At 66.1% G+C, this 23,289-nt stretch carries 27 protein-coding genes and 1 pseudogene; 21 read left to right on the top strand and 7 right to left on the bottom strand.

What is annotated here, in order from left to right:
* Positions 1–534: 534 nt before the first annotated feature.
* Positions 535–1,341, top strand: a complete 807-nt coding sequence (locus JS521_RS18815; RefSeq protein WP_150197806.1) for a GntR family transcriptional regulator — start codon at positions 535–537, stop codon at positions 1,339–1,341.
* A complete protein-coding gene (locus JS521_RS18820) occupies positions 1,338–2,003 on the top strand; it encodes a YdcF family protein (protein ID WP_205084140.1) in 666 nt (221 codons plus the stop codon). Before JS521_RS18815 ends, JS521_RS18820 begins: the two co-directional genes overlap by 4 nt.
* Positions 2,004–2,335: 332 nt before the next feature.
* Here the strand turns inward: JS521_RS18820 and JS521_RS18825 are convergent, their stop codons facing one another.
* Positions 2,336–3,091, bottom strand: a complete 756-nt coding sequence (locus JS521_RS18825) for a GntR family transcriptional regulator (protein WP_073223089.1) — start codon at positions 3,089–3,091, stop codon at positions 2,336–2,338.
* Positions 3,092–3,169: 78 nt separating this feature from the next.
* On the opposite strand from JS521_RS18825, the gene JS521_RS18830 reads away from it, so the two are divergent.
* The 5 genes from JS521_RS18830 (at position 3,170) to JS521_RS18845 (ending at position 5,244) form a co-directional block, all read left to right on the top strand.
* Positions 3,170–3,448 (top strand): hypothetical protein, encoded by a 279-nt coding sequence (locus tag JS521_RS18830; RefSeq protein ID WP_205084141.1) that lies wholly within the window; start codon positions 3,170–3,172, stop codon positions 3,446–3,448.
* Positions 3,449–3,460: 12 nt separating this feature from the next.
* The gene (locus JS521_RS37525; RefSeq protein WP_372448597.1) at positions 3,461–3,775 is read left to right on the top strand and encodes a hypothetical protein; all 315 of its coding nucleotides are present in this window, start codon (positions 3,461–3,463) and stop codon (positions 3,773–3,775) included.
* Between the two features lie 199 nt (positions 3,776–3,974).
* Entirely contained in the window at positions 3,975–4,199 is a 225-nt protein-coding gene (locus JS521_RS18835) for a hypothetical protein (protein WP_205084142.1), read from the top strand.
* A complete protein-coding gene (locus JS521_RS18840; protein WP_205084143.1) occupies positions 4,196–4,939 on the top strand; it encodes a GntR family transcriptional regulator in 744 nt (247 codons plus the stop codon). The genes JS521_RS18835 and JS521_RS18840 overlap by 4 nt, the downstream gene beginning before the upstream one ends.
* Positions 4,936–5,244: a hypothetical protein gene (locus JS521_RS18845; protein ID WP_205084144.1), complete on the top strand. Its 309-nt coding sequence runs from the start codon at positions 4,936–4,938 to the stop codon at positions 5,242–5,244. The genes JS521_RS18840 and JS521_RS18845 overlap by 4 nt, the downstream gene beginning before the upstream one ends.
* A gap of 737 nt (positions 5,245–5,981) precedes the next feature.
* Here JS521_RS18845 and JS521_RS18850 read toward each other — a convergent pair.
* The 4 genes from JS521_RS18850 to JS521_RS18865 all read right to left on the bottom strand — a co-directional run bounded on the left by JS521_RS18850 (position 5,982) and on the right by JS521_RS18865 (position 10,691).
* Positions 5,982–8,378 carry a hypothetical protein gene (locus JS521_RS18850; RefSeq protein ID WP_205084145.1) on the bottom strand — a complete coding sequence of 799 codons (2,397 nt, stop codon included), beginning with the start codon at positions 8,376–8,378 and terminating at the stop codon, positions 5,982–5,984.
* Entirely contained in the window at positions 8,375–8,905 is a 531-nt protein-coding gene (locus JS521_RS18855) for a hypothetical protein (RefSeq protein ID WP_205084146.1), read from the bottom strand. Before JS521_RS18855 ends, JS521_RS18850 begins: the two co-directional genes overlap by 4 nt.
* Before the next feature lie 4 nt (positions 8,906–8,909).
* Positions 8,910–9,581 (bottom strand): hypothetical protein, encoded by a 672-nt coding sequence (locus JS521_RS18860; protein WP_205084147.1) that lies wholly within the window; start codon positions 9,579–9,581, stop codon positions 8,910–8,912.
* 645 nt (positions 9,582–10,226) lie between these two features.
* Entirely contained in the window at positions 10,227–10,691 is a 465-nt protein-coding gene (locus JS521_RS18865) for an NUDIX hydrolase (RefSeq protein WP_205084148.1), read from the bottom strand.
* Between the two features lie 18 nt (positions 10,692–10,709).
* Here JS521_RS18865 and JS521_RS18870 point away from each other — a divergent pair, with 18 nt between their 5' ends.
* The 14 genes from JS521_RS18870 to JS521_RS18935 all read left to right on the top strand — a co-directional run bounded on the left by JS521_RS18870 (position 10,710) and on the right by JS521_RS18935 (position 19,656).
* Positions 10,710–11,489 (top strand): GntR family transcriptional regulator, encoded by a 780-nt coding sequence (locus tag JS521_RS18870; RefSeq protein ID WP_205084149.1) that lies wholly within the window; start codon positions 10,710–10,712, stop codon positions 11,487–11,489.
* Between the two features lie 139 nt (positions 11,490–11,628).
* The gene (locus JS521_RS18875) at positions 11,629–11,988 is read left to right on the top strand and encodes an SCO3933 family regulatory protein (RefSeq protein WP_010060547.1); all 360 of its coding nucleotides are present in this window, start codon (positions 11,629–11,631) and stop codon (positions 11,986–11,988) included.
* 2 nt (positions 11,989–11,990) lie between these two features.
* Positions 11,991–13,343 carry an FtsK/SpoIIIE domain-containing protein gene (locus JS521_RS18880; protein WP_205084150.1) on the top strand — a complete coding sequence of 451 codons (1,353 nt, stop codon included), beginning with the start codon at positions 11,991–11,993 and terminating at the stop codon, positions 13,341–13,343.
* A 79-nt stretch (positions 13,344–13,422) separates the two neighbouring features.
* Positions 13,423–13,608, top strand: a complete 186-nt coding sequence (locus JS521_RS18885) for a hypothetical protein (protein WP_205084151.1) — start codon at positions 13,423–13,425, stop codon at positions 13,606–13,608.
* Positions 13,608–14,267 carry a DUF2637 domain-containing protein gene (locus JS521_RS18890; protein ID WP_205084152.1) on the top strand — a complete coding sequence of 220 codons (660 nt, stop codon included), beginning with the start codon at positions 13,608–13,610 and terminating at the stop codon, positions 14,265–14,267. Before JS521_RS18885 ends, JS521_RS18890 begins: the two co-directional genes overlap by 1 nt.
* 18 nt (positions 14,268–14,285) lie before the next feature.
* Positions 14,286–14,471 (top strand): hypothetical protein, encoded by a 186-nt coding sequence (locus tag JS521_RS18895; RefSeq protein ID WP_205084153.1) that lies wholly within the window; start codon positions 14,286–14,288, stop codon positions 14,469–14,471.
* Between the two features lie 5 nt (positions 14,472–14,476).
* Entirely contained in the window at positions 14,477–14,668 is a 192-nt protein-coding gene (locus tag JS521_RS18900) for a mobile element transfer protein (RefSeq protein ID WP_003967784.1), read from the top strand.
* A 12-nt stretch (positions 14,669–14,680) separates the two neighbouring features.
* Positions 14,681–14,836 (top strand): hypothetical protein, encoded by a 156-nt coding sequence (locus tag JS521_RS18905; RefSeq protein WP_205084154.1) that lies wholly within the window; start codon positions 14,681–14,683, stop codon positions 14,834–14,836.
* Positions 14,837–14,863: 27 nt separating this feature from the next.
* Positions 14,864–15,178, top strand: a complete 315-nt coding sequence (locus JS521_RS18910; RefSeq protein WP_205084155.1) for a SpdD-like protein — start codon at positions 14,864–14,866, stop codon at positions 15,176–15,178.
* A gap of 91 nt (positions 15,179–15,269) precedes the next feature.
* On the top strand, positions 15,270–16,685 hold the full coding sequence (repSA, locus tag JS521_RS18915; protein ID WP_275564201.1) for a replication initiator protein RepSA: 1,416 nt from the start codon (positions 15,270–15,272) through the stop codon (positions 16,683–16,685).
* A gap of 2 nt (positions 16,686–16,687) precedes the next feature.
* Complete coding sequence (locus tag JS521_RS18920) at positions 16,688–16,909, top strand: helix-turn-helix domain-containing protein (RefSeq protein WP_014155129.1); 222 nt, start codon at positions 16,688–16,690, stop codon at positions 16,907–16,909.
* A complete protein-coding gene (locus tag JS521_RS18925; RefSeq protein ID WP_205084157.1) occupies positions 16,909–18,072 on the top strand; it encodes a tyrosine-type recombinase/integrase in 1,164 nt (387 codons plus the stop codon). Before JS521_RS18920 ends, JS521_RS18925 begins: the two co-directional genes overlap by 1 nt.
* 671 nt (positions 18,073–18,743) lie before the next feature.
* A complete protein-coding gene (locus tag JS521_RS18930) occupies positions 18,744–19,142 on the top strand; it encodes a hypothetical protein (protein WP_205084158.1) in 399 nt (132 codons plus the stop codon).
* Positions 19,143–19,308: 166 nt separating this feature from the next.
* Entirely contained in the window at positions 19,309–19,656 is a 348-nt protein-coding gene (locus JS521_RS18935) for a PRC-barrel domain-containing protein (protein WP_205084159.1), read from the top strand.
* A gap of 97 nt (positions 19,657–19,753) precedes the next feature.
* On the opposite strand, the gene JS521_RS18940 is transcribed toward JS521_RS18935, so the two are convergent.
* Together JS521_RS18940 and JS521_RS18945 are read right to left on the bottom strand one after the other, a co-directional pair.
* On the bottom strand, positions 19,754–22,723 hold the full coding sequence (locus JS521_RS18940) for a 3-keto-alpha-glucoside-1,2-lyase-like domain-containing protein (protein WP_205084160.1): 2,970 nt from the start codon (positions 22,721–22,723) through the stop codon (positions 19,754–19,756).
* 242 nt (positions 22,724–22,965) lie between these two features.
* A pseudogene (locus JS521_RS18945) lies at positions 22,966–23,289 on the bottom strand (bifunctional DNA primase/polymerase); the annotation flags it as partial.

Below are 23,289 nucleotides of genomic sequence, written 5' to 3' on the forward strand. Positions count from 1 at the left end.
GGGGGGCCGCGCGGTTGCCCCCCCCCGCCCCCCCCCGCCCCCCCCCGCCCCCCCCCGCGTCACGCGGACGGGAGGGGCGGAGGAGGCAACCGGCGCGGCGATAGCCGCCGCGTTTCGGTGGAAGATGACCGGCCGCCCGCAGACCCCGCAGGACCTGACGCGTGAGGGTGGAACGGCGCTGCCCTGCCGGTCTTTCACGGGAGCGCCCGGATATGTAACTGCCTCACTTGATGACTCCTTCATGCCGCTGAACAGGGGATATGCACTGCAAGGGGGGCCTCGCCCCCACTCTCCGGCCGTTGCTCGCGGTCGCCGGGCCACCTCGCCAGTCGGGCCGAAGCCCATTGCGTCTTACCTGGCCTTTAGCGGGATTGCAGCGTCCCCGCCCTCTGCGTTGGAGCAACCCAAAGAAGGCCCTCCCGTGCTCGCTGTCCTAGGACTGCGAGGCGCTGGTAAGACCATGGCGCACAGTCCCAGGACTGTCAACAGTCCTGGGACTGTGTTTCACTGGGACGCATCGAAGGGAGTTCGGCTGTGGCACCCAAGTGGCGCGAACTGGCGGATCGGATCGCGCAGGAGATCAGGAACGGCGAGCGCGCACCCGGGGATCAGTTGCCCCAGATCAGAGAGCTTGTCGAGGCTGGTGAAGGCTCGAAGTCCACGGTCCACCAGGCATACAAGGCGCTTGAGGCTGAGGGACTCGTGACGTCCTCACGTGGGCACGGCACGGTCGTGCGCCCGCGTGCTCGCCTCAAGCGGCTCGGCATCGCCCGGTACGACAAGGCGAAGTGGCGCGACGGTGATGAGGTCGCGTTCATTGCTGACCGCGTGGCATCGGGGCGCGCGTACAAACGCAATGAGCAGACTCAGACAGTGAGCCGCACGGAAGCGACTGCCCTCGTAGCCGAAGGGCTCGGCGTCCCGGTTGGGTCCGGGGTGTACGCGCGGGCCCGGCTGGTGAAGGAAGGGACACAGCCCACCCACACCCTGACCAGCTACTACCGTCCCGAACATGTCGAGGGCACTCGCATCGTCGATCCCGCACCGGGGCCCGCCGGCAGGGGCGGCGGGTACCGCGTCCTCTACGACGCCGGATACGAGATCGACCACATGAAAGAGGCGCTGTCCGCGCGCGTGCCGACGGCTGACGAGGTGAAGCTGCTACAGCTCCCCGTCGGCGAACCCGTGGTCGAACTGCACCGGACCACGTACACGGCGGACGGCACAGTGGTTGAGTTCGCTGTGGGTGTCCATGCTGCCTCCCGCTTCGCGTGGGAGTACGAGTTCGAGGTTCCCGATTCCGCGCGTCAACAGGGCAAAGACGAGGAAGGTTCGGCGTGATCTCCGTACAGGACTGGGACGACACCCAGCTTCTCTGGGACTACCAGCAAATGCACCACGAACCGCGCCCCTGCTCGGTCGGCATCGGTCTGGGCAGTCATGACCTGGGGGTAGCTGACACGACGGTGAGTCTGTTCCGGCGCGGCATGATGCCGCTGATCGTGTTCACGGGAGCGACCAGCCGGACCACTCGGGAACGCATGCCGCGCGGTGAAGCTGAGCACTACCGGGACCGTGCGGTCGAACTAGGCGTGCCGGCGGACGCCATCCTTGTGGAGCAGCACGCTCGCAACACCGGGCAGAACATCACCCTGTCCCGCTCGCTGCTCGAAGAGCGCGGGATCGAGGTGTCCTCAGTGCTGTTGATCAGCAAGCCATACGAGGAACGGCGGGCCTACGCCACCGCCCGGAAGCTGTGGCCCGAAGTGGAGTTCGTCAGCGCTTCCACCCCGATGACGCTCCCTGAGTACGTCGACTCGATCAAGGACCCGCGCCTTGTCATCGACATGCTTGTGGGGTCGCTGCAACGGCTATTGGTCTACCCGTCGCAGGGCTTCATGATCTCGCAAGACGTGCCGGGCGATGCGGCGCGGGCGTACGAGCGACTGGTGTCGCGCGGCTTTACGAGCCGTCTCGTTCCCGAGGACGTTGGGAGCGCGTGACCCGCCTCGCGCCGCCCCTGCGGCCATCCTCCGGCCAACATGGGCGAGTGTGCGCGACGTAGTACGCCGAAGACGCAGGTCATGGCCCATCTGCTCGCGTGAAACCGGCTGGTCTTGAAAACCGTCGTGGCAGCGATGTCACCGTGGGTTCAAATCCCACACCCACCGCCAGGTGAGAGGCCCCTGACCAGTACGTATGGTCGGGGGCCTCTGCCATGCCCGCTCCCCGCCGGACACCGCTGTTCCCCCTGGTTTCCCGCTCTGTCGGGCACGGAAGGGGCACGCGGGGGGCACGGCTGGGGCACGGCTTTGGAGCTGCCGGGGTCGGATCGTCAGCGGTTGATCGGGATCTCGTAGACGATCTCGCAGTGCGCTGCGGGCACCACGATGTCCGCTGTCTCCACGGGGCGGCCGTCGTCGCTGTAGTACGTCCGCCGGATGTGCGTCACGAGTGCGGCTTTCTGGATGCCGAGTAGCGATGCTTCTTCGGCGGTCGCGTGCCTGGGTTCGGGCTGCTCCACCGCGTGGCTGATGGTGACTCCGATCGCGGCCATGCGGTTCACGACCCCGGCCCCCGCGTGGGGCCCTCCCTCGGGGAGAACGACGAGGGTGCCGCCCGTGACGGCGTACGGCTCCCAACTCGTCGACAACTGGACCGGCTTCCCGTCCGCAAGGAACTCGTACGTCGTCCGGACGCACGGCTCGCCTTCGGCGATCCCGAGCCGCGTCGCGATCTCCGCCGGGGCCGGCACCTTCGCGTCGGTCCGGCTCTCCCAGTCGCTCTGTAGGCGAAGGGCCTTCATGTCCTGACGGAACGGGGACCCGCTGGGCTGCTCACGCGCCGACGACCGGACGACTCTCACGCGCTCCCGGGGCTCGGCGACGTAGGTCCCCGATCCTGCCCGGCCTTCCAGCACGCCTTGGGAGATCAGCAACTCCTGGGCCCTGCGCACCACGTTCTCGCCCACGCCGCACTCCTGGCCGATCTGGGCGCGGGATGGGAGTCGGTCGCCCGGTTCCCAGACGTGCTCCGCGATGCGCTGCCGGAGTTCGTCGGCGATGCGGAGGTACGGCGGTTGCTCAGACATATGGAAAATCTAGTCCACTAGCTCTAATCTAGTTAACTAGCTTCACTGAAAGTGATCGCTGGCAACGGAGGGTGTGCTGTGTCCGCTTCGGAAGTGATCACGGCGGCTATCGCCGCCCGCTTGTCTGCCGCCGGCCTCCGCCCGCGCGTGGAGGAGGACACCCAGTTCACGACGGTTGAGGCAGAAGTACCGGACACGCTCTCCGCCGACTCATGGCGGGAGGTCCTGGACGCGGTGGCCGATGCCGATCGGTTCGGGCTCGTGGCCACCAGCTTGAACGGCCGCACCTTATGGGCGGTCGTACGTAAAACGGTCCCCACGACAGGCGACGTCGGGGGACCGGGCTATCAGCGATAGGAGCTGAACAGCATGCTCAACCGTATCCGCCAAGCCATCTCGCGCACCAGAGCGCGGTGCTTCCCCAACGGTCGGCACCGCCGCCCCTTAACGCCCTCCCGGCCGCTGGCCCCTCTCACCTGCCCCGCGCCCTCTGACGCTTCGACTGTCGCCCTGGGACGGACTCCGGCCGGCACGGTCCACCGATACCCGCTGAGGGGAGAGGACGTCGCGCTTGTCCGCCCGTACCTGCTGGCCTGGGAAGAGCAGCGTGCACGGACGCGCTCAGTGTTCGTCGCCCCACACCTGCCGGCCGATGCCTGGTCGGCCCTCGCGGGGGCCCGCTGATGCCTCCTCGCCGAGAACCGCACCCGACGGGCACGACTTCCGTCCCCTACCGCTCTATCGCCTGCTGGATCGGGACGCACCACTCCTGCATCGAGCCGTCCCCGCCTGCGACGACGGACGACGTGCCGGTGATCTACGAGGTGTGCCTCTGCCCCTGCCATTCGACCCCGGACCTGTCTGTGCCCGTGAGGGTGATGGCATGAGGGCCCCGGCCCCCGGCGGTGCACTGGTTTACCCCGTCGAAGTCACTGCGGCCACCGTGCAACGGGGCGACATCATTCAACTCGGCGGTCAGGCCTGCCGAGTGAGCGACCTCTTCCAGCTCCCTCAGGGGGCCAAGCAACTGGTCTTCGAGTCGGGCGAACTGCTGGCCATTCACGCCCGCACCCGGCTCACCGCCCTGCGAATGCTGAGAAGGCGGTGACCGGCTCCGTGCCCCGACGCCATCACGACATCGCAGACGACCTACGCCACCAGATCACAACGGGCATCATCAAGCCTGGCGAACGCCTCCCGTCCGAAGCTGGCCTGGCCGCCCGGTACAGGGTCAGTACGGTGACCCTGCGGCGCGCTCTCGCCGTGCTCCAGGGCGAAGGACTCGTCGAGAAGATCCACGGCAAGGGGAACTACGTCCGTCACCCGCGCCGCAAGATCATGTACGTCGGCGGCTGGGGCACGCTGGACCCCTGGACGGCGGCCGAGCCAACGTTGCGCATCACAGTTCGCAGCACCACGGTTCCGGCCTCTGTGCACCTGACGACACTGCTGAAGGTGCCAACAGGCAGCCCTCTTGCGGAGTACACCTGCCTCAGCCTCGAACAAGGGTCGCCGCACGGCCTGGCCCGCATCTACATCCCGCGCGACCTGGCCCCGGCCGGAGTCCTCGACGACGACTCCGTGTGCCGGGAGGCAGTCACGAGATTCGCCGTCCTCGGCCCGTTGCCGGCCACCGTCCGAGAAACGGTCTGTGCCCGCTCTCCCACCCCAGACGAAGCGTCGGCCCTCCGGATCGGAAACAACATGGCCGTTCTCGGGATCACGCGCATCGCCACCGACGCAGACGGTCGCGTCGTTGAAGCCGCGCTCCTGGCCTTTCCGGGAGACCGAGTCGACGCGGTCTTCACTGCCCACCACGTGCTCAACGAGAGGCCAACCCAAGGATGACGACACCAAACGAACTTCGGCTCCTCCCGTGGTCTGGCCCGGGGGATAAGCCCTGCTACTTGAGCACTGACGACCCGGACGGCTACATGTCCCGCCTCGCTGACAGCATCGAAGCGATCCAACTCGGGGCGGCTAGCGAACTGTTGGAAGATGCCTCAGAAGCTCTCGAGAACGAGGACACGTCCCATGACGAGATGCGGTGCCTGGTGAGAGAGCTGACCGGGGCTCTGCGGGACATTTTCCGCGTCGCAACGAGCCGCGGTCGCCGCCAGCCAACGAGCGATCCGCGTGAGTCCGCCTATTGATCTACGGTCCCGCCGACCAGCACAGCAAGAGAGGCCCATGGCATCTGACCAGATCAGATGCCATGGGCCTCCGGCCCTATTCGGCGACTTCCATCGACCTTGGACGTCTGAGGACCGCTTCGTCCCGAAGCAACTTGGGCACCGGTGCTGTCTTGGGCTGGCGTGCCTCTCACCTGCGCTGACGTTCGCGGGCGTCCGCCGGTGTTTGTCGGCGTTGTCACGCAGTTAGACACACACCAGCCGGGGCGCTCGATGCCCTGACCCTACTCAGAAGAGGACGTGTTGCGCCCCTGTGCCCGGGGGACGGCGGCCTTCCTGTCGCAGGGTCGGCTTGGCCGATGTCGTGGCTGATTTCGCCACCGAGACGACGACCGACGAAGCAGCGGTGCGGGTCTTCCTGGAACAGCCTTCGACGGGGAACCCAGTTGGTGGACGCCGCGACCCGGAACGGTTGCTTCCGATGGACGGCTCGTTCGAGTGCACAATCAGCGGCGGCCCAGGCTCTGAGCCGCCGCTGATTGTGGCTGCTCACGGCTGGCTAAGCGGCGGCCGTGTAGGGGTCTCGGAGACGCAGTCGCGGTGCTTTTACCGCTTCGGCCAACAGGGGTTGTGCGCCGCTGTCGTTACATGGCAACTCACCGGAGTAATCCTCTTGGACGGGGTGACGACGTGGGCCGGCTGCAGCTTGACCGCGTCGGTACTGCTGGCGCTCAACAGGAGTGAGCCCCGACTGACCACTACTCCTCCCTGACACCAGATTTTCTTCCCTTGGAACTTTCCAGGAGCTTGCGCGCCGCCTCACGAACAAAGTAATCCTGATGCCCAGTCGCGAGCTCGGAGACCACCTCTTCGAATCCAGAGGTATCAATTGCACGGCCCCTGAAAACATCATTGATGAGTCCACGCAAGGTTCGCAGAGGGACCCATACGCCCTCCGATTCCAAGAGTGCGCGAATAATAGAATTAATTCTGCGAGTACTGATTGACCTTGAAGAATTGGCCACTGCGCCAATGACCATACCTGCCAGGCTGCGCACAGAGGGTGATGCGTCCCGCGCCAGGACTTCAAGAATAGTAAAGGACCAGTCGGGGGATACGATCCCCGCGGCCGCTCGAATGGTGAGGGCAACGTCGGCTCTGTCTCTCGACTCGCTCGAAGTGAACAGCTGCAAGACCCGTTCGGTAACTTCTTCCTCGGTAAGAAGGTTCAGAGCGCAGTAGAATCGGAAACCCGATTCCCCTGTCCCCTCGGAGATCCAGTCTTCCTCTTGGCTCAGAAGTACCGACTTGTCTTTATCGCTGAATCCCTGTGCGAAGTCATTGGGGATGACTTCGGGATTATGGATCACCCATTCCAAGAAGCCGGATTTCTGGGACGAAGTGACCCGCGGATGCAAGATCACTTTTCTGATTTCAGGCCAGATCCCTTCTTCGGGGTACTGATTAGAGAAGATTCCTCCAAGAAGAACGGTATCGACAACCCCGAAACTGAAAGATCCTCTTGAGGCGTCGTGCATCAGCTGAGAAAGTTCCTTAGTCAGTAGTTGTGAGATTTCCTCGACAACTGCTACAGGTAGGCGGAACTCTCTATTTTCGATGCCATAGTCTACGAGCGTGGACACCTCTGGGATCGTCAGTCCTGAGGGGTCCGAGAAATATCGCTCGAGTGGTTCTTGGTCGCCCAGACGAGCAAGAGCCTGGGAGATCTCCTGTTCAAGGAACGAAGCGTCTTCTGATTTGGCTTCACTGATCCACGATTCCCAGGACCGTCTTTCAGGCTCTCCGACCTTCTTCCAGTCAATAGTTCTGGCGGTCGTTACGAGCTCTGAAAAGACATGGGCGCTCGCATCGGTCGCGAGATCTCGCATCTTCCGAGACACAGAAGAATGCTTGCCCGCAACTGCAGTGAGCGAGCGAATAGCGGGCCAGATCTGGGCGTCGGCAAGATACGCCGAATTCAGGTCACGTAGATGAGCACCAGATCTCATCTCCAAGAGGGTTGCCAAAGCACGCTGTGCCGTTTGTTTAGCCAGAAGCGAACCTGCAACCTTCAAAGCGGTAAAGTGCTCTTTTCGCGGTGGCCAAGAGATTTCCTCGGCAGCACGTGTTACCTCATCGGAGAGAACTGACAACGGTCCACTAGCCATGAGAAGTTGCAGAAGATTCTCATATGCCCTTGAGTCTCGACTCTGACGGATTAGGTTTGCGCAGTACTTCACCCGCTGCTCATTTGTGTAGTCAAGCTCGCTGGCCTGCTGTTTCCCGAGGGACAACCTGGCAGCGAGGACACGTCGATAGTGGCCAACAAGCTCACTCTCGACCAGATACGTCGTCAGAGCCGCATGCGGTGACTCCCTATCGGAGAATTGCGTTCCCTGTCGACCAAGTGCGTTCCGTACTTCAGTATCAAATGAGTTTCGTACTTGCGCCGAAAACCCCATCTGGAGCACTAGATTGCGTTCAGCCCAGTATTGGTTTGGTTTGATGTAGGGAGTTCTAGCGAATTTGACTGTTCGCGACGTGACAGTCTTCAAAGCTAGGATGTTAGACTCAATGGCTTGAGATACTCCGGAGATAATTTCCCGCTGAGCCGGAGTGTACGGGCGAGCCTCTGTTTTCCACTGCCTGAAGGTGTTCCTTGCCACCCTGGCTGCACGTAGGGCATCATTGTATTTATTCGCGTCGGTCAAATGCATTGTGAGTTGTTGCAGCAAAAATACGCGCGCCAAGCTATTAGGCGGCGTATTTTTTAGAGCCGACTCTGTAATCTTAATGGCTTGTTGCGTGTAGCGGAGACGCGAGAGGCCTAGTGCAGCGAACGCGTTGGCAACCGCAGCCATCTCGATGTCTTGAGCTACTTCCTGCGATGAAACAATTTCAGAGAGAACATTGAGGCCCTGTTCGGTGTGCTCGGGTTCGATGACAAGTGAATACGCAAAGACAAGAGCCCATGATGGCTCGGAAAACCGCCCGTCGGAATCTCTGTGCGGCGGCAAGTGATTACTTCGATTAGAAGCCCGCTCGAAGCGCCAATGTTCGCCCGAGGTCAAAAGGGACAGTGCCAGCTTAGGGTGGATATCTTCATCAAGATCCTGGATAAACGGACGAGTTAGGGCTGCTTCGATCCAGCTCATTGAAATCCTCCAAACGCATCCATCCAATGCTTTCCGGTGTAGCTTTGAGCGATCCTCTCGGCGGAAGAGGACGCGTGCGCCACTTGTCTTTCGATCCACGCTTTGAGGAAGATCGACAACTCGTGGGATTTGAACTCCTGATGGACGCATCCGCCTTTTGCATCTCTAGCCAGTCGAGTCGCGAATTTCACAGTCGACTTTTGCGCGTCTACGGGGTAGAAAACTTCAATGCTAATGTGTCGTTCTGTCGTAATTCTCACCAGTTCCGCAATGTCTGGCCCTCTGGCCTTCTGCGGGGAAAGGATAATTGCTACCGAGCTGACGCGATCCATCAGATCGGCGCCTCTGAGCTCTGTGGCATCAGTCATTATATTTTGGATTGAAGCTGACCGAAAAGGGATAACGGCGAGAGATGTAGGAGGAGCGGCGTGCTGGGATGACAGATCGGCGATCATTTCCTTGAGCTCGTCAAAGTTGAACTCCGTGGCCCAAGCCAACCAAAGGCCACGATTTCCTCCCGAGATCATGCATTCACCGCCGAGCCACTACTGCGTCGATCCATTTTGCGGGAATTGTCAACTCGGACGCCTTCTGACAGTTTTCGGCGTCTACATCTTCAAGTGTGATGTATTTTTTGGAAAGGTCTTGCCGGTTGACTGTCGCGGTAATCTCGTTTTTGGGCTTTCCGTGGCAAATTTCCCGTATTGCTGTCTGACCCGACTCGGTAAGCTTGACGACGGTGCGGTCCAGTGATTCAGGAGGAAGAAGCCAAATCAATCCGATTGCGATGATCGAAGCAGAGGCTGCCGCAAATGCGGCTGAATTAGCGTGTCTATTCTTCCAACGAACGAGGTCGCGCTCTGTTTGCACAAGGGCAACGACACTAGTCGCGACAGTCGCAACCTCCGCAGCCGTTACCTTGAGGCCACCTTGCTTCGGCGTGATGCTGCTGAATGTTCCCGTAGCCGACTGTGCGTATAGGAATGTGGCGGTCAACCAGAGAGAAGCCGCCACTAGCATAGCGACTTTCACGTATACCTGCTGTGTCGAAACACCTGTAAACGCAGCGCCCCCCACGAAGAGAGTTGCCAGTGCACTGATGATCGTGAAGGCAGTCTGCGCTCGCGCTCGTGCGGTCTCAGCGCTAGCGAGGTTGCGTGAGTAGTAGTCCTTGACAATGTCGGTCGACGACGCTTCGTCCAACACGGGGATGCTGGAGGGGGCAACGGTTTGGGGCCGGCGCCACCATCTCTGGATTGCTCCCACGGTCCGACCCGTCACTTTTGCCTGCCTATTGTCCCGATTTCTGACGGAGTGCAAGAGCACTCAGGAGTAGCGCAGCTGCGGTGGGTGCCCGTGACGCAGCTGGTGTTCAGGGTCACCGTACAGCGGAACCCGTGGGTAGGTGGGTGACTCGCTTTCTGGGAGGGACGGTTGGGCGCTGCCGAGCGACCATTCGAGCATTGGTGCCTTCGTGGGGAGCGGCATCGGGGCTGGCTGGTGGGATACCAGGTCGGAGGAACGGCTTTGGGCTGGAGCTGCTTTGGCGCGAGTGATCATGGCCCCGTAAGCTTCCGGCGCGTCGGGCAGTCTGTGGACCTGCCCGGTAAAGCACGACGTTGGGGCCGTGATCTTCGAGGCTCGCGCCAAAGTGGCTGCGTAAAGCCGTGGAGCCGACCGCCCCAGCCACGACGTACCCCTTCTCTGGCATCAGGCGGCCGATCGCCATGAGTGCGGCACGGGCGCCGGCCGGGCTGGAGCGGGGCGGAGACAGGAGCGCAGGCCCGGCCTGCGCCCGGGCCGCGCGCGGTGAGCGAAGCGAGCCGCCTTGATGAAGTAGAGAAAGTCTTATCCCGCTGGGATGAGCTGCTTGCCGTCGTGGCTCCGCACGTGAGGCCCGTTGCAGTCCAGGGCGTCCAGGAGGCGGATCGCGTAGACCTCTGCCATGCGCTCGCTGACCTCGTCGGGCGTGAGCCAGGAGACGGCTGTCGACTCGCTTGATGTGCGCTCGGTGCCGCCGGAGGGCTTGCAGCGGAAGACCAGGGCGACGATGCCGCGGGTCGTGTTCTTGTAGACGCCGGTGAGCTGGTCCACCTCGACGCGGATGCCTGTCTCTTCCCAGACCTCGCGGGCAACGCCGGCTTCCGGCGTTTCCTTGAGTTCGAGGATGCCGCCGGGGAGCTCCCAGGTGCCGTTGTCGGCTCGGCGGATTGCCAGGAGGCGGCCGTCCTCGCGTACCACTACTCCGGCTACGGACACGGAGTGCATGGGAGCGGGTGTCGCTTCCTGTGATTGACTCATGTAGAGGAGCATAGGAGGCAGGGAAGGACTATGGGAACTGCGGCGGGAGGGGCCGGTTCCGGTCCTCGGTATGTGCAGATTGCTGATGACCTCGTGCAGCAGATCCGGGCGGGGGTTCTCAAGGCCGGCGACATGGTGCCGAGCGAATCCGAGCTGGTGGACCGCTACGGCGTCTCCGGCGGGACGATCCGTAAGGCCATGGTCGAGGTACGGGCGAGTGGCCTCGTCGAGACCAGGCACGGCAAGGGCTCGATCGTGAAGAACCGGCCCCCCGTACGGCACCGCTCCTCTGATCGCTTCCGGCGCTCGCTCCGGCAAGGTGGCCAGGCCGCCTACCTCGCGGAGTCCACGCAGTCCGGCGCCACCGCGAAAGTCAGCGTCCTCTACATCGGCCCCATGGACGCGCCCGAGGATGCGGCCGAGCGCCTGGGCGTGGCCGCCGGTACGCAGGTGTTGGCCCGCCGGCGCCTCTACTTCCGTAACGGCACCCCGGTGGAGACCGCCTCGTCGTACCTGCCCTGGGACGTGGTGAAGGAGATCCCCGAGCTGTTCGCCGAGAACCCCGGGGGCGGAGGCATCTACGCCCGACTCGAAGACCACGGGCATGAGTTCGCGGAGTTCGTCGAGACGCTGCAAGCGCGCCCGGCCTCGAAGTCAGAGGCGTCGGAACTGGCGCTCAGCCCTGGCGCGCCCGTGGTTCACCTGATCCGAGAGGCCCGTACGACTGCGGGTCGGGTGGTCGAGGTGTGTGACACGCTCATGGCCGCTGACCAGTTCGTTTTCGAGTATCGGATCCCCGCCGACGACTGACGTCCGCTCAACTTCCCGCAACCCGTCGTGAGTTCTTCTTCGCGGCGGGTTGACTCATGTACAGGAGTCGGGCACTCTTCTTTACATTACTCATGTACATGAGTGATGGAGTTCAGCATCTATAGAGGAGTGATCTGCTGTGCGTCAGATTCCCGTCGACACCTCCAGCGCTGTCGTGATGGTCGCCAAGATTCCGCAGGTCAAGGTCCGTGACCGCCGCACCGGGGAGATCGCCACCGACATGGAGACCGGTGCTCAGCTCATGACCGTGGACGTGATGTTCGCGGCGAACGAGGAGGTGGAGATCCTGTCCGTCACCGTTCCGGAGCCCGGGATCACCGGTGAGCTGGCCATGGGTACGCCGGTCGCGCTCACCGGCCTGGTCGCCCGTCCGTGGGAGAACGACTTCAACGGCCAGCGGCGGCACGGCATCGCGTTCCGCGCGGTCGCGGTCACCTCGCTCGCCGACGTCGCCACCACAGGGTCGAAGGCGGCCTGATCATGACCGCCTTCACGGTCGCTCTGGTGCTGGTCGTCGCCGCTGCGGGTCTCCTGCGGTGGCGGCGGCCCGCCTGGTACTGGCTGGCCTTCGGGGTCACTCTGGCCGCGCTGCGGGTCTTGGTCCGGTACCGCTCGGTCATGGACGCGTGCGGGTTGACCGTTCCGCCGGCGCGGTGGCGGTTATCTCTGGCTCGGGCCACCAACCGGCCGATACCTGAGCCCCGCCCGCCGCGTATCCGACGACTGCGGCCGACTCGTACCGGCCTGGTCCTCCGACTCAAGCTCCGTCCCGGACAGGACGTCTTCGACATCGCCGCGGCCTCGGACCGGCTTCGGCACTCGTTCTCGATGTTCGGCGTGACCTCGCGTGAAGTGCGGTCCGGGGTCGTCGAGGTGCGGATGACCGGATACGACGTGCTCAAGCGGGTGCAGATGCCTGCTGAGACGGAGGCCCGGGCGATGCGGGTACCGGTCGCCCTTCGGGAGGACGGGTCGGTGCACTACCGCGACTACCGCGCGATACCTCACGCCCTCACCCTCGGCGCCACGGAGTCCGGCAAGTCGGTCTACCAACGCAACCTGGTCGCCGGCCTTGCTCCTCTGGACGTTGCCCTCGTTGGCATCGACTGCAAGCAAGGGGTCGAACTCTTCCCGCTGGCGCGCCGGTTCTCAGCGCTGGCCGACAGTCCGGACACCGCTGCCGAACTCCTCGATGCGCTCGTGGCGCGGATGGCGGACGTCTACCGCCTCATCCGTACCCAGCAGCGCATCACCGTCGATGTGCCGGACGCAGAGATCGCCGCCGACATCTGGGACCTGCCCGATGAGCTCCGCCCGACCCCGGTCGTCGTCCTGGTCGACGAGGTGGCCGAACTCGCTCTGTACGCAACGAAGGAGGAGGAGAAGCGGCGGGACCGCATCATCACCGCCCTGGTCCGTCTCGCGCAGCTCGGCCGCGCCGCCGGTATCTACCTCGAAATCTGCGGACAGCGCTTCGGCTCCGAACTCGGCAAGGGCATCACTATGCTCCGCGCCCAACTCACCGGCCGCACCGCCCACCGTCTCAACGACGAGACCTCCGCCAACATGGCCTTCGGAGACATCGCCCCGGATGCGGTCCTCGCCGCCATCCAGATTCCCGCCGAACTGCGAGGTCTCGCCATCGCGGGAGATGCCTCCGGCGGTTGGCACCGCATCCGCGCTCCGCACACCTCGCTCCGCCAGGCTGTGAACCTCTGCAACCGATACGCCGACAGGACCCCGGATCTGCCCGAGCTGGTCCCTTTCCGGCCCACCACCGGCACCGCCACCGAACTTGTGCCATCGGCGAAGGCCTCTCCGGCCACCGCCTGATCTCTCCCCCACTCGGTAGGCGTGACCGTCTTCGCGCCGAGTCCCTACCACTGCCATGCCCAGAGAAGGGAGAACCGCCATGTGCCCCGACTGCGAGGACTTCGCCCGGACCGTGCTTCTGCTCGGCCAACTCGCCCTGTACGCCGACATGGGCGGCGCCGACCTCGACTTCGTGGACGCCGTCAGTCCGTCCCTCGCCGTGTCGCTGCCGGAGCCGCCGCCGGGCACGTTCCCGGACGACTCCGACCCCGCTGAGGACTCCTGATGGGCGCCCGGCACGGTCTCCGGATCGACGCGGTGTTGATCCAGGCGGTCATCGCCGGAGCTCTGTCCTTCGCCCACCTGCACGACCTCGCCGCCGCGGCCGGACAGGACGGCTGGAAGGCATGGGCCTACCCGGTCAGCGTCGACCTGCTCCTTGTCGCCGCTTGGCGTCGGCTGCGCAGCGAGGGCCCGTCCCGGTTGGCCTGGTGCTGGTTCCTGATCGCCCTGTTCGCGTCGCTCGGCGCCAACGTCGCCACCGCCGGGTTCCTCGACCTGGCCGACCCACCGGCCCCGCTCCGGCTCGGCATCGCCGGATGGCCCGCACTCGCCTTCCTCGGCGGCACCCTCCTCGCCCACTCGTCGGGGAAGCCGGAGCCAGCTCCGCCAGCCGCCGTCACGGAGACGAAGGACATCGAGCCGGCGCGTACGCCTGACGCCGCCCCGATCCCATCTCAGGCCGGTGAACTCCCTGCGACAACGCCCTTGTCCTCGCCCCCGCCCCCGGAGCCGCCCGTTCCCGCCGTGCTGATCGACCACGCCCGCAAGGTCGCCGACGAGTACCGCTCCCGCACCGGAGCACCGATCGACACCGACACTCTCCGCTCCCGCCTCGGCGTTCCGCCCCACCTCGCCGAGGCCATCGCCGCCCGCCTCAGCTGACCGCAAAGGAGAACTGAGATGACCCACGATCCCGCCGACCTCACCGTGGCCGACTACCTCGACGGAGCGCGTGAGATGGCCGCAGCCGGACGCCCCTTCCTCGCCCACCTGCTCGCCGAGGAAGCCGCACGGCGCATCGACGACCCGGCCACCGCCCGCAGTATCCGTGCCCAGTACACCGATCTGACGACCGGCAGGGGCTGACCGGCGTGCCCGCCCGCGACAGCTTCCACTCCGTGATGCGTATCGGCCCCGTGCAGATCGGCACCCACCGCGACCGCACCGGCCGCACCGCCCACGCCGCCGTCTGCACCGCCGACCGCTGCGGCTGGTCCGCCGACTACTCCAGCCGGACCGCCGCCCAACTCGCCGCCCGTACCCACCGCTGCACCGTCCGTTAGGAGACAGCGTCCATGGACGTCCCCCTCTGGATCGCCCTGTTGGTCGTCGGCTACCTCGGCATCAAGCTCTTCCGCCCGCCGGTGTGGCTGATCTGCGTGCTCCTCCTCGGCGGCTACCTCCTCGCCGACAGCTTCTTCGCCTCCGTCATCGACACCGCCGTCAAGTAACCCGCGCCCGGGAGAGGAGAACCACTCATGTTCCAGCCCAAGATCCCGACCATGCCGCAGCCCTCGGGCCTGGTCACCCCGCCCGCCGTCGTCCAGCCGACCACCATCACGCCGGGCACGCCTGCCCCGGCACTCGCCGCAGCCCCTGACCCGTCCCGTCCGGTCGTACAGCTCACCCCCGGCACTGCGGTCGCGCTCGTCGGTGCCGGTACTGCCGTCGTCCTGGTCGTCGGCACCGTCCTGGTCTCGCTGCTCCTGGCGGTCGCCGTCACCAGTGCCTCGGTCGCCGTCTGCGCGGTCGTCCTGCGCTCCCTGATCGCGTCCGACGCCAAACGCCGCTGACCGGCCCCCGGGCGGCCTCGATACCGCCAAGCATCCGCCGCCCGGGAGCCGTGCCCACCGATCGATCTCGCAACCGGAAGGAACCTCCAGCATGGCCCACCGGCCCTCCCCCTCGAAACAGAAGCGGTCCATGCCCGCCCCACAGCTCGACCCGACCGTCCTCGGGGATGTCCTCCGGGTGGCCTCGGCCTCCGACTACACCCGCTGGGCGGACCAGATCCGCCGCACCGGCGGCTGTGCCGACCCCGTCCATCTGAGCGGCTGGGTAACCCACAAGGACAAGACCACCGGCGAGACCCTGCACCGCTACTCGACCGCGTACGAGCCGGGCGGACGCCTCCGTATCGCCTGCGGCAACCGCCGCGCCTCCCGCTGTCCCTCCTGCGCCTGGACCTACGCGGGCGATACCTACCACCTCATCCGCGCCGGCCTCGCCGGAGACGACCGCCGCGACATCACCGCCGCCGTCCGCGACCACCCGCGCGTCTTCGCCACCCTCACCGCACCCTCGTTCGGCCCCGTCCACAACCGCCCCGACCGGGGCACCTGCCGGTGCGGCACGGCACACGCCTCGGACTCCGCGGACCTGGGCTCTGCCCTTGATCCGGAGACCTACGACTACGCGGGCGCCGTGCTCTTCAACAACCACGCCGGGGAGCTCTGGCAGCGCTTCACCACCCGGCTCCGCCGCGAACTCGCCATCCACGCGGGCATCCCACGCCGTGAGCTGGGTGACCACCTCCGCGTCTCCTTCGGCAAGGTCGCCGAATTCCAGAAGCGCGGAGCCCTCCACTTCCATGCCGTCGTGCGTCTCGACGGTCCGGATGGCCCTTGTACTCCGCCGCCCTCTTGGGCCACGGTCGATCTCCTCACCGACACGATCCGCGCCGCAGCCGCGCACTCGTACACGTCGGTCTCCGTCCCGGCTGCCAGTGAACAGTCGTCTCGGACCTTTCGATGGGGCCGACAGCTCGACGTCCGTCCGGTCAAGGCCTTCGGCGACGGCTCGGATGTCACAGAGCAGGCAGTTGCCTCGTACGTAGCCAAGTACGCGACCAAGGCAGCCGAGAACACCGGCACCCTGGACCGCCGTATCGGTGAGCTCGCCGAACTCGACCGCCACCGCGTTCCTGATCACACCCGTCGGCTCATCACCGCATGCCGTGAACTCGACAGCCTCTATCCGGACCGACGTCTCTGGGCCTGGGCCCACATGCTCGGCTTCCGCGGCCACTTCTCGTCCAAGTCCCGCACCTACTCCACCACCCTCGGCGCCCTCCGTCAGGAACGCGCCGACTACCGCGCAGCCCAGGAAGCGCCTGCTCTCGGCCTAGCCGACCGCGAACCGGACACCGTCCTCGTCCTGACCGACTGGCAGTACGTCGGCCACGGGCACACCCCCGGCGAAGGCGCCCTCGCCGCCACCATCGCCCGTGACCTCCAGACCAACCGCGAGACGGCCCGCGACGCACTGAAGGAGCGCACTGCCGACGAGGGGGAGTGGTGACCGTGGCGGACCGACTGCTCACCGTGAATCAGGTCGCCGAACGCCTCGGCACCGGTCTCCGCTTCCCCCGCCGGCTCATCGAGGAACGCCGCATCACGTTCGTCAAGGTCGGTCGGCACGTCCGCATCCCCGAGAGCGCCGTGGAGGAGTACGTCAGTGCCCACACGGTGGCGCCGATCGTCCTGCGGCCCGCCTCGGCGTACTCGTACCGGAGGGCTGCCTGATGCCCGCCAAGCGCAAGTCCCGACGTGCCTTCGGTCGGATCCGGAAGCTGCCGTCCGGCCGATTCCAGGCTCGGTATCCGGGGCCTGACGGCGTGCTGCGTGCCGCTGATCAGACGTTCGCGACAACGACGGACGCCGATCGCTGGCTGGCACGGAAGCGCATCGAGATGGAGGAGGGCCGCTGGCTCGACCCCGCCGAGGGGCGGACCACCGTCCGCGATTGGTCGGCACGATGGCTCACCGCGGTCTCCCCGCAGCTCAAGCACAAGACACAGGCGTCGTACCGATCCCTGATCAACTCGCTTATCGTTCCGGCGCTCGGTGACCGTGAGCTGTCCAGCCTCCGGCCTATCACCATCGTCGAATGGGTCGGTGCGATGAAGACCCGTGGTCTCAGCGCATCGCGGATCAGGCAGGCCTACCGGGTGCTCTCGCAGATCATGCGGGCTGCCGTCGACAACGAGATGATCGGGCAGACCCCGTGCAGGGGCGTGAAGCTGCCTCGCATGCCTCAGACCGAGCCCCACATCCTCACCCCGCTGGAAGCCTCACGGATCGTGCGGAGCGCGACGAAACCGCATGACCTCCTGATCTCATTGCTTGCCTATGCAGGCCTGCGGGTCGGGGAGGCGTTCGCGCTGCGGCGAGCGGACATCGATGTGTCCGGCGGCCTGGTCCTCGTCGATGAGAACCTGGCCGAAGCGAACGGCACCCTCGTCTTCGACACTCCCAAGTCCCATCAGAAGCGGGTTCTGCGGATCGGGCCGTCACTCGCCGCGCGGATCGGCCGGCACCTGGAGACGCTGCCCGGCGGGGAGGACGCTCTCCTCTTCGTCACGCCCGGCGGCAAGCCCCTGCGCTACAACCAGTGGCGCAAGGGCTACTTCGACCCTGCGGTGGCGGCGGCCGGGTTCACCGACGTCACGCCGCACGATCTCCGCGCCTCGCACGGGACGTGGGTCGCCGACCGGTACGGCGTGATGACCGCCGCGCACCGGCTCGGGCACTCGAACGCGAGCGTCACTACCCGGCACTACGCCCGGCCCGTTGTCGGCCGTGACGACCAGGTGGCGGAGGCGGCGGACTCCTGGCTCGGCGGTCACGAGCCTGAGGCACGCAGAGATGATGATGACGGCTCTGCTGGGGTGCCCGCCCCCATCTGATGTGTGGGAGACGTGGCGGCGGCTCGCCGGGGACCGACAGCAGCACCGGTGGGCCGCTCAGGACAAGCACCATCTCCCCTGGGACACGGTCGGGCTGGTACCTGTTCGGTGCGTTGTCGCTGACCGATAGGGTCGTCGCCATGGGGGATGCCAAGACTCGCAAATGCGTCTGGTGCGAGAAGGAGTTCACGCGGCGTTCGTTGTGGCGGGCGAAGCGCTACTGCAAGCGGCGGCACCAATACACGCACTACGGCGCGATACTGGTGGGCTCCTTGTTCTCCTGAACGATCAGGCAGTGCAAGCGCACAGCGCGCCAACGGGCTCCCGCGCTACCTGTGGGGCACGCAGCGGGCACGATGACGATGAAGACGGGCTTCACGGGGTGGTCAATACCCGCCTGAGCTGCGGTTCAGCGGACAGCGGGCGTGATCCCCGAAAGGTCTTGAAAACCGTCGTGGCAGCGATGTCACCGTGGGTTCAAATCCCACACCCACCGCCAGACGTACGGCCCCCGACCAGCAGAGATTCGGTCGGGGGCCGTTCTGGTGCGTGCTGGCTCTCGGCGGCCGTGGCCATCCCCCTCCGTCGGACGCGGGACCGCCTAGTCCTGGTGCCTGTGGCCGCGTGGAAACCGAGGAGATCTCGCAGGGGGGCCGCCATATCCTGGGCGCATGTTCGATCGACTGGAGATCAGCCTGGTGCCCTCGGGGCCCCGGTTCAGGGCCCATCTGCGGATCCTGGTCAATGGCGAGGACGTGGTGGCGGGCGCGGTCGGTGATGGAGGCCGGGGGCCGCTCGTTGCCGACGCGTTGCCGGCCGGCGGCGGCCCCGGGGTGCTGTGGGCGACCGGCGAGGCCCGGCGGGTGGAGCTCGGGGAGCCGGAGTGTTCGGGGGGCTGTTGCGGGTTTCTGTCCGTGGTCGTTCAGCGGTTCGGGGGTGTCGTGCAGTGGTCCGACTGGCAGGTTCCGTATGAGGAAGTCGCTCCGCCGGAGTTCCACTTCGATGCCGAGCGGTACGACGCGGAGTTGGCTCGCGTGGACGTCGGGACGGGGCGGTCGGGGGCTTCCTAAGGGCGGTCGGGGCCGCGTCCTCGGAGTGTCCTGCCCATCGTGCGGGGCTCGTTCGCGCGGGTGTGCTTGGCGCGGCCGTCCCGGGGCATCAGCCCGGTGACGCGATCGGTAAGGCGTCGTGAGGTGTCCGGCGTGCGTAGCCGGGCGGGAGTGAGGAGACGTGGCTGTGGGCGATGTGTGGGCGTTCGGGCGGGACAGTGGCTTCGTCGCGGGGCAGGAGCTCGTGGGCTTCGACGTGGAGTCCACCGACGGGGTCATCGGGCATGTGGAGCGCCTGGAGGACGAGCCCGGCAAGCAGCACCTGGTGGTCGACACCGGGGTGTGGAAGTTCGGCAGGAGCGTGCTGATTCCGGCCGGGGCGGTGACCGTCGTGGACGGCGGGGAGCGGAAGGTGAAGGTCGCGGCGTCCCGCGAGGAGATCAAGTCGGCTCCCCGGTTCACCACCGACAGTGAGACGACCGACCATGGGTATCTGGCCGATGTCGGGGCGTACTACGTCTCCCTGCGTGCCTGAACCAGCAGGACGGGCTGTGAACAAACGGTGCGGCCCCCTCCTCCGGCATCGGAGGAGGGGGCCGCACCGCTTCGCGGTCCCGTCGTGAACCCGCGGATCAGAGCCGTTCGATCCAGATGTTCCGGAACCTCGGGTTCTCTCCGGGGTCTCCGTGGTCCTGCAACTTGATGTGGCCCGGTGCGGGGCCCTCCGGACGGCCCGCGCCGGTGGGGCCGGCTATGGCGACGTCTCTGTGGACCACCTTGCCGTTCCATCGGAGGGTCACCCGGGCGTCCTCCACCTTCTTGCCGTCGCTGTCGAAGCGGGCCGCCCGGAACTCGATGTCGTAGGTCTGCCACGTGCCGGGCGCGGTTGCCGCGTTGACGTCGGGGGCCTTGCGCAGGTAGATCGAACCGGCGTCGTTGTTGGCCGGTGTGTCGACTCCGAAGGACTCCAGGATCTGGAGCTCGTACCGCTCCTGGATGTAGACCCCGCTGTTGCCCCGGGCCTGTCCGGTGACGTCCGGCGGGTAGTCCGGCTGGTACCACTCGGCGTGCATCCGGAAGTCGCCGTACTTCTCCTTCGTACGGATGTCACCGCCGAGGGATTCCATGGAGCCGTCCGCCACCGGCCACTTCGCCGGGCCGCCGTCGTTCGCCTCCCAGGCGTCGAGGTTCGTGCCGTCGAAGAGCGTGGTGCGCTTCGTCGGGGTGACGGTGAGGTTGTCGAGGTTCACATGGCCGTCGTCCTCGGGCTCGTAGGCGTACGTGATCGTGTTCGCGCCCTTCCGCAGCGGCACCGATTCGGTGTGGGTCGCCCATTTGTTCCAGGCGACGGTGGAGTTCAGCCAGATCTGTTTGTGGCGCTCGCCGTTGACGTACAGGGTCATCGACCGGGGAGTGGGCTGCGGGTCGGTGTTCTGGCCGTTGGCGTAGCGGAGCGCCAGGTCGTGCTTTCCCTTCTTGTCGGCGCGTACGGCGAAGGTGGTGCGCGAGCCCGGCTCCCAGTTGTTGTCGATGAAGCCGGTGCCGGAGTAGCCGGAGTGGTTGTCGTTGAACTTCGTGCCGCCGGCCAGGGATGCGGACTCCGCCTCGTACACCGGCGGCGGCCTCGACCCGTCGGGCAGCGTGTTCAGGCTGTACCAGGCCTCGGTGCTCCACAGCTCCGCCCCGGACTCCGCGGCGAACGGGCGCGGGGACTGTACGTGCACCACGTGGCCGGGGCGTAGCCCGTCCATCTTCAGCGTCACGGTCTTGCGGTCCTTGGAGAGCGTCGCCGAGGTGACGTCCAGGGTCTCCTCGTCGACCTTCGGGCCGCCGTAGCGCGGTGTCGCCACGTAACGCCACTGCTGGGCCTCGTACTTGGATGCCAGGTCCTCGGCGGTCTCGGTGGAGACCGGCTGCGTGTACTCGATCTTGAAGCCGCCGTCCACCGCCCGCATGGCGCGCATGTCGAAGGCCTCGTCGCCGGTGAGCGCGAGCTTCTGGAGGCCGAACTTGAGCTTGCCCTCCTGGCCCCAGTTCCCCGCGTCGCCGATGCCGCCGGCGTAGATCGCCCCGTCCGGGCCGAGGCTGATCCGGTTGACCCCGGCCTCCAGGCCCTGCGTCATACGGAACACCGCGCCCTGGTACTCGCCGCCGACCTTTTCCAGGAACGCCCGCTGGAGGCCGCCGTAGGTCACGTCGCCGAAGACCATCTGTCCGGCGAAGGGGCCCTTGGGCAGGAGGAGGGGGTTGCTCGGCGAGTTGGAGATCTCGCCGTGCGGCAGCCAGAGCACGGGCTCGGTCACCGGCTGGTCGTCGTAGACGCCGTCCGGGTTGGTGTGGTGGTTGTAGAACGCGCCCTGCTTGATCCGCACCAGCTTCGACGTCGGCACGTACGCGCCCTGGTTGTCGGTGGCGAAGATGTCGCCCCCGGGGCCCCATCCGAGTCCGTTCGGGGTGCGCAGGCCCCCGGCCACGTACGACACTTTGCCGGTCTTCTTGTTGATCTTGAGGGTGGAGCCGCGGTTGGGCACGTTCTGCGGGTCCTGGGTCGCGCCGCCCGGCACCATCGCGATGCCCGTGCTGACGTAGAAGTGCCCCGTCTCGTACAGCAGCCCGAACGCGAACTCGTGGTAGTTGCCGCCGAACGGCCAGGTCGCGATCTTGCGGTACTCGTCGGTGACCTCGTCATCGTTCTTATCGACGAGTGCGGTCAGGCCGTCCTTCTCGGAGACGTAGATCGTGCCGTCGACGTACTTGAGGCCCATCGGCTCCAGCAGGTTCTCGGCGACCAGCTTCTTGGTCACCTTCGACGGGTCGGTGTTCCCGGTGACGTTGTCGAGCAGATACACCTGCCCGAGCTCGCTCTCCCTGCTGCCGCCCCAGGTGCTGACGGCCAGCCGGCCGTCCGGCAGCCAGTCCATGCCGGTGACCTGCGGTTCGAAGCCGTCGGGGCGCAGGTCGGTCAGCGTGTAGTCGGGGTGGACGCCGCCCAGCGGCAGTCCGTCGCCCGGTGACTCGTCGACGCCCTCGCACAGCTTGCGGCCCGGCGAGGTGACCCGGGTGACGTCGGCGTCGGTGCTCAGTGCGGAGGTGGGGACGACGGTGTACGCGTCCGAGCCGGGCGGCCGCCACTCCAGCAGGAGGCGCTGGTCGTACTCGCCGTCCCAGTGGTCGATGCGCAGGGCATGGGCGCCCTCGGTCAGCTCCGCCGAGCCCTCCTTGGGCTGGGCGCCGTGCTTGCCCCCGTTGTCGATGATCTGCGTGCCGTCGAGGATCAGCCGGGATCCGTCGTCGCTGGTGATGCGGAAGTCGTACGTCCCGGCCGACTCGACGTTCAGGTACGCCGTGACCTCGGTGACGAACTTGCCGCTCAGCCCGAAGTCCTCGGCGGTGGTCCAGTCGATCGTCGGCTTCAGCTCGTCGACGTTGGGCGTCTGCCCGGGCTTGAGCTCGCAGAAGTCTTCCAGCGGCATCTGTACGTCGAACACCCGCATGGTCACGCCCGGTTCCTGGGGCGGTATGTCGGGGGGCTGGGCCGCGGCCTGGCCCTGGACGAGGGTGGAGAGGAACACGGCTGAGACGAGTACGGCCAAGCGCCGCATGGGGCTGCCTCCTTGGGGGGCCGAGGCAGCCGGTTGTCGGTGGCTGACGGGCTGCCGCACATCAGTGAAGGGCAGGCCCCGCGAGAAAGGCAACGGGTGTGCAAGCGCTTTCTATTTTATCGTTGTAGAGGGGGCGGGTTCTCAATCGCCGCTGTTTGGTCTGCCGCCTACGTTTCACCTGCAGAAGTGGGGCTTCAGGCGTTGACTGACGGCTCTAGAAAGCGCTGTCCGCAAATTGTTCTTCAGGCCGCGTCGTTCGTCTCCTCGCCCCGCCTTGACGTCAGCCGGGCCGCCGACGCGATCGCGGCGCGGGCCTCGTGTTCCGGAAGGCCGGTGCGGACGGCTGCGGCGGTGAGCCCGTCGGCCAGGGCGTCGCCGAAGCCGTGTTCGTAGGCGCGGCAGGCCGCCCAGAACAGGCGGGTGTTGCGCTGGCCCTCGTGGGCCGCCAGCACGAACTGGATCAGGCCCTCGCCCCGGCGGTCCGGGGTGGGGGTGAGGCCGGCGGGGGCGGGGGGGGGGCCCGGGGGGTGGGGGTGCAGTTGCGCGGGGGCGCGGACAAGGGGGCC

Source organism: Streptomyces durocortorensis (assembly GCF_016901035.1).
Classification (GTDB): Bacteria; Actinomycetota; Actinomycetes; order Streptomycetales; family Streptomycetaceae; genus Streptomyces; species Streptomyces durocortorensis.